This window comes from Membranihabitans maritimus (assembly GCF_021729145.1).
In the GTDB taxonomy this organism is placed as follows: Bacteria; Bacteroidota; Bacteroidia; order Chitinophagales; family Saprospiraceae; genus Membranihabitans; species Membranihabitans maritimus.
The window spans coordinates 204,530-212,237 of record NZ_JAJSLW010000012.1; the positions used below are offsets into that span (position 1 = coordinate 204,530).

Annotated in this window: 7 protein-coding genes; 6 read left to right on the top strand and 1 reads right to left on the bottom strand. The window is 37.4% G+C overall.

Annotation, left to right across the window (positions count from 1 at the left end; all coding sequences use genetic code 11):
* Positions 1-59 precede the first annotated feature (59 nt).
* Positions 60-2,453 carry an endonuclease MutS2 gene (locus LVD47_RS15700; RefSeq protein ID WP_236978576.1) on the top strand — a complete coding sequence of 798 codons (2,394 nt, stop codon included), beginning with the start codon at positions 60-62 and terminating at the stop codon, positions 2,451-2,453.
* 61 nt (positions 2,454-2,514) lie between these two features.
* Here the strand turns inward: LVD47_RS15700 and LVD47_RS15705 are convergent, their stop codons facing one another.
* Positions 2,515-2,955 carry a DoxX family protein gene (locus LVD47_RS15705; protein ID WP_236978578.1) on the bottom strand — a complete coding sequence of 147 codons (441 nt, stop codon included), beginning with the start codon at positions 2,953-2,955 and terminating at the stop codon, positions 2,515-2,517.
* Positions 2,956-3,312: 357 nt separating this feature from the next.
* Here LVD47_RS15705 and LVD47_RS15710 point away from each other — a divergent pair, with 357 nt between their 5' ends.
* The 5 genes from LVD47_RS15710 (at position 3,313) to LVD47_RS15730 (ending at position 7,607) form a co-directional block, all read left to right on the top strand.
* On the top strand, positions 3,313-3,735 hold the full coding sequence (locus LVD47_RS15710) for a nucleoside-diphosphate kinase (RefSeq protein ID WP_236978580.1): 423 nt from the start codon (positions 3,313-3,315) through the stop codon (positions 3,733-3,735).
* Between the two features lie 37 nt (positions 3,736-3,772).
* A complete protein-coding gene (locus LVD47_RS15715) occupies positions 3,773-4,792 on the top strand; it encodes a DHH family phosphoesterase (RefSeq protein ID WP_236978581.1) in 1,020 nt (339 codons plus the stop codon).
* The gene (locus LVD47_RS15720; protein ID WP_236978582.1) at positions 4,792-5,688 is read left to right on the top strand and encodes an FKBP-type peptidyl-prolyl cis-trans isomerase; all 897 of its coding nucleotides are present in this window, start codon (positions 4,792-4,794) and stop codon (positions 5,686-5,688) included. The genes LVD47_RS15715 and LVD47_RS15720 overlap by 1 nt, the downstream gene beginning before the upstream one ends.
* 6 nt (positions 5,689-5,694) lie before the next feature.
* Positions 5,695-6,787, top strand: a protein-coding gene (prfB, locus tag LVD47_RS15725) for a peptide chain release factor 2 (protein WP_236978583.1) whose coding sequence is annotated in 2 segments (ribosomal slippage) — positions 5,695-5,754 and positions 5,756-6,787 — 1,092 coding nt in all. Because the reading frame shifts where the segments join, the coding sequence is not laid out codon by codon here.
* A gap of 97 nt (positions 6,788-6,884) precedes the next feature.
* Positions 6,885-7,607: a DUF4488 domain-containing protein gene (locus LVD47_RS15730; protein ID WP_236978584.1), complete on the top strand. Its 723-nt coding sequence runs from the start codon at positions 6,885-6,887 to the stop codon at positions 7,605-7,607.
* Positions 7,608-7,708: the final 101 nt, after the last annotated feature.

Sequence of the window (7,708 nt, forward strand, 5' to 3'; positions counted from 1 at the left end):
TTATTTTTTGAGGAATTACTTCTTCAGTCTATTTTTAATTTTGCGGAACAATTAAAAGCATGAATATATATCCGGATAGTTTATTTGAAGATATTGAGTTTAATCAAGTTATTGCTAAAGTCATGGGCTTGTCCAAAGGCCTTAGGGCCAAAGAGCATTTGAATGGAGCCAGCCCTTATTCTGACTTTGATTTGTGGAGTGAAAGTTTGTATCAGGTAAATGAACTTTGCGAATCGAAAAGAATGGGTATTAGTTTGAATATTTCTGAATACAGTGATATCAGGCATTATTTCGATCGATTACAAATCGAAAATTATACTTTGTCGGTGGAAGAAGTCCTGGAGGTCAAAGGGGTGTTGCAGATATTGGAATACCTTGAGAACTGGGGAAAACAAACAGAGACCAAGGAATTGCATATAACTACACTTTATATAAGTCAGATTCCCCAAAGCTTACTCTATTTGCTTGGAAAATTGAATACGATCTTTGAGCCGGACGGGTCTGTTAGTCCCAAGGCCACTCCGGATTTGGGTAAACTATATCAAAAGTTAAATAGAATAGAAAAAACCATTAATAGTGTATTTCAAACAGTATTAAATAAGTATAAGAAGGCAAATGTGTTGACAGAGCCTTATGAAAGTTATAAAAACGGAAGGAGGGTTTTATGCGTTGCAATTGAAAATAAACGCAGGATAGGAGGAATTATCCAGGATGAATCTTCCTCTGGGCAAACTGTCTACATTGAACCGGATGAAATGATCGTACATTACAGGGATAAGTTTAATTTACAAAGTGAAGTACGTCAGGAGATCAACCGCATTATTAGACAAATTTGCGAAGAAGTAAGAGAAGTCTTATTTGATTTGCGTGAGGGGTATTTGATATTGACTGGTGTGGATATCATAAATTCCAAGGCGGATTTAGGAGTTTTATTAAATGGGAATTTACCTAAATTAAGAAAGTCTCCGTATATCAAATGGTATCAGGCATATCATCCGTTATTATTGGAAAAAAATACCAGGGAAAGTAAAGTTACCGTTCCATTTGAATTAGACTTGGTCCCTCCAAATAAAATGGTTTTATTATCGGGCCCTAATGCAGGAGGGAAGTCTGTTTTATTAAAAGCAGTAGCCCTTAATCAGGTGATGGTACAAAGTGGGTTTCTCATTCCCGTTGATCCCAATTCGGAATGTGGATTATTCAGTGGATTTTTCGCGGATATTGGGGATCAACAATCACTTGAAGAGGATTTGAGTACTTACAGTTCTCATCTTAGGAATATGAAGACTTTCATAGATCTAACGGATAGTCACTCGCTGGTATTTATTGATGAGATGGGAAGTGGTACCGATCCACAATATGGTGGGGCTATTTCCGAAGCTGTTCTCCATCAGCTTAATCACAAGAAGGTTTGGGGTGTAATCACTACGCATTATTTTAATCTCAAAATGTTTGCTGATAAGCAAAAAGGTCTACAAAATGCTGCAATGAGTTTTGATAAAAGAAATCTTGAACCTACCTATCGGTTTCTTTTGGGAAAGCCCGGAAGTTCTTTTGCTTTCGAAATAGCAAAAAAAACGGGGTTGGATAACAGGATTATAGAATATGCCAAAAAGAAATCAGGAAAGAATAAATGGGCGATTGAAGAAATGCTGGTTGAATTGGAAAATGAGAAAAATAAAATTGAGAAAAAGGAAAGAGACCTAGAAAGTGATAAAAAACAATTGGAACAATTACTGAAAAGTAATAAAGCTTTGTCAAATGAATTGACTTTTCAAAAGAAAAAATGGAAAGTAGAGCGTAAAAAAGAAGAGTTGGCATTTGCGGAAAAAAATAGAAAGGAAGTTAGGGCAAAATTGAAGGAATTAGAGCGAAAGGAAAATATATCTGAGGCGCGGAAGCTTGAAGAAGAAATAAAGAACGATCAAAAATCCATTGCTAGTGAAATAGAAAAGTTATCTGAGAATATGGTTCGTCATGAGAAAATTCCAAAAGATTTTTTCAAAACATTAAAAGTGGGGGACTTTGTAAAATATAAAGATACCGGGTCACCCGGTGAAATTCTCTCTATCCGAAAAAATAAAGTAGAGGTACAAATGGGAGCCATAAAAATGACGGTTAACAGAAAAGACCTAAGGCCGGGTAAAGAACCTTTGAAAATTCAGCGAAATAAAAATGTCAAGTTTCAATTGAAGAAGAAGAAGGAAGAGATGGAGACAAAGATCGATATCCGTGGATATTCGATTTCCGAAGCCAATAAGGAATTAGAGCAGTTTTTGGATGAAGCCACCATTGCCAACGTTATGGAATTGCGGATTTTACATGGTAAGGGGACAGGTGTTTTGAAGAGATTGGTTCGGGAGAAACTACGAGAGTATAAACATGTCAGGGATATCTACCATCCGGAGCCGGAAAAAGGCGGGGACGGAATCACTATAGTGAAGTTTGGTTGAGTACGTAGTTCCCAACTAACAAGGAAATCTTTTCAAACCCTTTCCATTGGCAGTTTACTATTTATTCCTTCAAATTTGATTTTGAAAAATTGCTGTCAATGCTGTAATTTCCCGGTCCGATAAAAAAACAGGCTATGGCCAAAACACCCAGGGTCAGGGGAAATTCAATGCCATTGGGATTGAAAAATCCGGAGTGAACCGTAATGATAGCAACAAGCATATTTACGGCAATTAGAATAGCCCAAACCCGTGTAAATAGACCTAATATCAATCCTATCCCGCCAAGAAACTCAACAAAGCAGGCAATATAAGCTAGAAATAAGGGTACTCCTAATTGCCCATTCATCCAATTGACCGTACCCTCCAGTCCGTTTCCTCCAAACCAGCCGAGTACCTTTTGGGCTCCATGTGCAAAGAAGACAATTCCAAGAATAAGCCGTAAGATTAGGGCCAGAGTCGAATGACTTGTGATATTTGAGGGATTAAATAACAACTTTTTCATACTATAAGATTTATTGGTGTTTTCATTTTGTTGGTTGGCTATTAATTTAATTAAAGTTCTTTAAATATTGAAAATAAACAAAAAGTAATTTGAATTGTAGTATAAAAATAAATTTAAATTTCAAAATAGCAATGTTCATTTAAAAGAATTCTGTCCAGAAAAATGGTTAGGTGAAATTCTAATTTGAAATAGACTAAAAATTCATCCAGAAAATTATTTATAAACCTCTTTATAACACATTTTGATATTCCAAATAATGGCTGTAATCTTGCACTTTGAAATTTAGATTTATTAATTATTTAAAAGGAGTATAAAAAGTCTTTTCAGGCTTAATAATACAATTAAGTAAAATAGGTTATGGCAGGAAATATCACTTTTACGATGATCAAGCCCGATGCAGTGAGAAATGAATATATCGGAGCAATTCTGGCACAAATAAATGAAGCGGGATTTAAAATAGTGGCAATGAAGTATACAAAATTGTCACAAGAAAAAGCCGGGGAATTTTATGAAGTTCATAAAGAAAGACCCTTCTACGGTGAATTAGTTGATTTTATGTCTTCAGGACCAATTGTGGCAGCAGTTCTTGAGAAAGAAAATGCTGTTGAAGATTTTCGAACTTTAATTGGTGCTACGAACCCAGCTGATGCTGCAGAAGGTACCATTCGAGCAAAATACGCTACCAGTATCGGAGAGAATGCCGTTCATGGTGCTGATTCAGATGAAAATGCATTGAGAGAAGCATCTTTTCATTTTGCACAGACTGAGATTTTTAAATAATCCAGGGTATTTCATTTTAGAATGAATTAAAGATAATATGCCAGCAAATGAGCTGTTGGAGGTAAAAGAATTTTTAAATACACCGAAAAAGGTGTTTATTACTTCGCATCGGAACCCAGATGGTGATGCGTTGGGTTCGTCGTTGGCCTTATACCATTATCTCAGGATCAATGGTCATACCGTTTCGATCGCATTCCCATCTGAATTTCCCTCGGTATATAAGTGGATGATAGGTAGTGAATTTATCCTGATTTATGACAATGATCCGGAAATAATAAATGAAAGGATAAAAGAAGCGGAGTTGATATTTTTTCTCGATGCCAATAATTTATCCAGAATTGATAAATTGGGAGAAGAGATAGAAAAGTACGATGTCCCCATTGTCCATATAGACCATCATATGAATCCCGATACATCCTTCACCTACTCATATGTGGATCCCAAAGCCAGCTCTACTTGTGATTTGGTCTTTGATGTGTTGACAGGATGGGAAGAAACTTCATTTATTGATAACGAAGTGATAAGTACCTGCCTGTATACTGGAATCCTGACGGATACGGGTACTTTTAGTCATAATACTAATCCGGTATTGTTTGAGAAAATTTCCAGGTTGTTGCAAGCCCCATTTGACCATATAAGTATACAAAGTCTGGTGAATAATTCCTTACCGGAGAAAAATCTTAGGTTGCTGGGATATTGTCTTTACAAGAGACTAGAAGTTATTCCCGAATATAAAACGGGGATTATTTTTCTTACTAAATCGGATTTTGCTAAGTTTGATATCCAACGGGGGGATACGGAAGGTATTGTTAATTATATATTGAAAATAAAGGATATAGATATTGCCGTATTTTTTACCCAACAACCTACAATAATTAAAATATCCTTCCGATCTTTGGGTGATTTTAATGTAGAGGAAATAGCACGCCAGTATTTTAATGGAGGGGGGCATAAAAATGCCTCTGGTGGTAGCCATTTTAAAGGGCTAAAATCTGCAATGGAGTTATTCAAAGAAAAACTCCCTGAATTTTTTAAAAAACATAAAACAAACAATTAATGAGAATTACATCTCTATTTATTCTTATGATCCTTTCGATGTGGTCTTGTACGAATTCAAATTCTGATCAGCCAGCAGTGGAAGGTACTACTGAGGATGGGTACAAATACAATATCTATTCTTCAAATTTGAGTGGTAAGATTATTGAGCCGGGGAAGTATATTTATTTTACTGCAGCTGTATTATTGGATGATACCATGTCCCTTCAGCCCAAAAGCGAAGTAATAAGAATGGAAGTTCCTACAGATTCCAGTTTGGCACAACAGCCAAATCCGGTCATGGATGTTTTGCGACAAATGAGCCCTGGTGATTCTGCCAATGTATATATTGAATTGGATTCTATCCCACAAGCCAAAATGCAGTTTCCTAACAATAAATTCATAAATAATTATTTTGTCGTAGAGGACGTCGTCGAAGAAGATCAATATTTGGATGATGTTGCCAAAGAGAAAGAAGAGGCCATGGAGGAAATGAAAGCAGCACAGGTTCGTGAAGAAGAAATAGCAGGTATCGTTGAAGAAAACCTTGAAAAATATAAATCCGGAGATTTAGCAAATGAACTTAATCAATTGGAATCCGGTCTTGAAATTCTTACGTTGGAAGATGGACTCGGAGAAGAAGTAGGGAATGGTCCTGCTACGGTTCATTACTACGGAGTCCTGGAAGAAGACGGTACCATGTTTGACAATTCATTCAAAAGAGGAACACCATTTTCATTTAAAGTTGGGGCAGGATCTGTAATACCCGGATGGGATGAAGGTATTGCAAAACTTAAACCAGGCGAAAAGGCTGTTTTGTTTATCCCTTCTGATCTTGGTTACGGAGAGAATGGTTCCGGTCAAACAATTCCACCCAATTCTGATTTAGTATTCTATGTAGAATTAGTTCAAAAGTAAAGAGAAATGACAGCAGATCAGTTAATAGAGTTGCAAAATCGTTTGTCACTCTTAAACCGGTATCTTTGACGTCCCTGATAGGACGATTCAAATAGAAGAAAAGCAGCAATCTACATATGATCCATCTTTTTGGGATGATCCTGATAAGGCTGAGTCCATTATGAAAGAAATTAATGGATTAAAGCATTGGATTGCTATGTATGATAGAGCAAAATCTGCTCTTGAAGACCTGGAAGTACATTATGAATTCTTCAAAGAAGATGAAATATCTGAGGAAGAAGTGGATGTTGTTTATCAGAAGGCCATAGATATTTTTGAGGATATTGAATTCAGGGCTACTCTCAATGAACCTCAGGATGCCATGTCTTGTATTTTGGAGATTAATGCCGGGGCTGGTGGTACCGAAGCCTGTGATTGGACGGATATGTTGATGCGTATGTACTTGATGTGGGGAGAGAAAAATGGGTATAAAATTAAAGAGCTTAATCGACAGGATGGCGATGTGGCTGGTATAAAATCAGTTAGTCTGGAATTTGGAGGTGAGTATGCTTTTGGTATGTTGAAAGGAGAAAATGGAGTGCATAGACTGGTTAGGGTGAGCCCCTTCAATGCCCAGGGGAAAAGAATGACTTCCTTCGCTTCTGTATTTGTTCATCCATTGGTAGATAATGATATTGAAGTGGAAATTAATCCGGCTGACCTGGAATGGGATACCTTCCGGGCTAGTGGAGCCGGTGGTCAACACGTTAATAAGACCGAGTCCGCTGTACGTGTTCGACATTTACCTTCCGGGCTAGTAGCAGAATGCCAGCAAGAACGGTCTCAGCATATGAACCGGGAAAAGGCTTTGCAAATGTTACGGTCACGCCTTTATGAACTGGAATTGGAAAAGCAGCGTGCAGAAAAAGATGAAATTGAATCCGGAAAACAAAAGAATGAATGGGGCTCGCAAATTCGTAGTTATGTCCTGGATGACCGGAGGGTCAAAGACCATAGGACTTCTTACGAAACGCGCAATCCCGACGCTGTATTGGATGGGGATTTAGACGGATTTTTGAAGGCTTGGTTAATGGAACAGGCAGGAGGAAATAAGAATTAAGACTTTGTTGACATTATTTTCTGGTGGAAACAATGTTTTTATTATATTTTCATAGCGTATAATTATTTGTGAAATTTTTAATTATCAAAAATTAGTTATGAAAAAGTCATTGATCCCGATAAAATTAATATTATTTAGTGTGTTGGCCGTGGTAATTACATCGTACCAGGCAGTAGCACAAGACCTGGATGGTGCCTGGATGGAAAAGGATAAGGACGGGAGTTTACTTTTAGTTCAGGACGGGTATTTCTCAGTCATTAGTTTTGAAAATTCCCCTGCTAAATTCAATTATACGCTGGGAGGAGTTGTAGATTTTGACGGCTCAGTTATTTCTGTCAAAATTGAATTTCATTCCATGGATAAAACAGAGGTAGGTAATTCACATACATTTTCCGGAAAATTAAAGGGCAAGGAGTTGGTAGTTGATCGTCCGGAAGGGTACCAGCAAACCTGGATAAAAGTAGATGAAGAGGAACAGGGACTGGCAGGTGTGTGGCGAATAACAGGTCGCAAGTCAGACGGCAAAATAAATCAAATGCCCAAACGGGCGAGAAAAACATTGAAGCTATTGACGGACAATCATTTCCAGTGGATTGCGATGAATACCGATACCGGTGAGTTTTTTGGAACGGGTGGAGGAAAGTATACCTTCGAAGATGGGAAGTACACCGAGCATATTAAATTCTTTTCCAGGGATGATAGCCGGGTAGGCATGTCGTTGTCATTCGATGGTGAAGTAAAAGATGAGGATTGGCACCACAGTGGCAAAAGTTCTAAAGGCGATCCTATCTATGAAATATGGAGTAGTGAGGAGTATTGATTAGGAAGTGACTTAAGTTTTTGAGACACTGTCCCGTAAAGTGTGTAAATTAAAAAGGGTTGGGAAGAAGTTTAAAGTTTGAGCCTATCATCAAATATAGT

Bases quoted from the DNA above. Each gene is read 5' to 3' on its own strand.
- LVD47_RS15705 (WP_236978578.1), bottom strand. From the start codon at position 2,955: ATGAAAAAGTTGTTATTTAATCCCTCAAATATCACAAGTCATTCGACT.
- LVD47_RS15720 (WP_236978582.1), top strand. From the start codon at position 4,792: ATGAGAATTACATCTCTATTTATTCTTATGATCCTTTCGATGTGGTCT.
- LVD47_RS15710 (WP_236978580.1), top strand. From the start codon at position 3,313: ATGGCAGGAAATATCACTTTTACGATGATCAAGCCCGATGCAGTGAGA.
- LVD47_RS15730 (WP_236978584.1), top strand. From the start codon at position 6,885: ATGAAAAAGTCATTGATCCCGATAAAATTAATATTATTTAGTGTGTTG.
- LVD47_RS15715 (WP_236978581.1), top strand. From the start codon at position 3,773: ATGCCAGCAAATGAGCTGTTGGAGGTAAAAGAATTTTTAAATACACCG.
- LVD47_RS15700 (WP_236978576.1), top strand. From the start codon at position 60: ATGAATATATATCCGGATAGTTTATTTGAAGATATTGAGTTTAATCAA.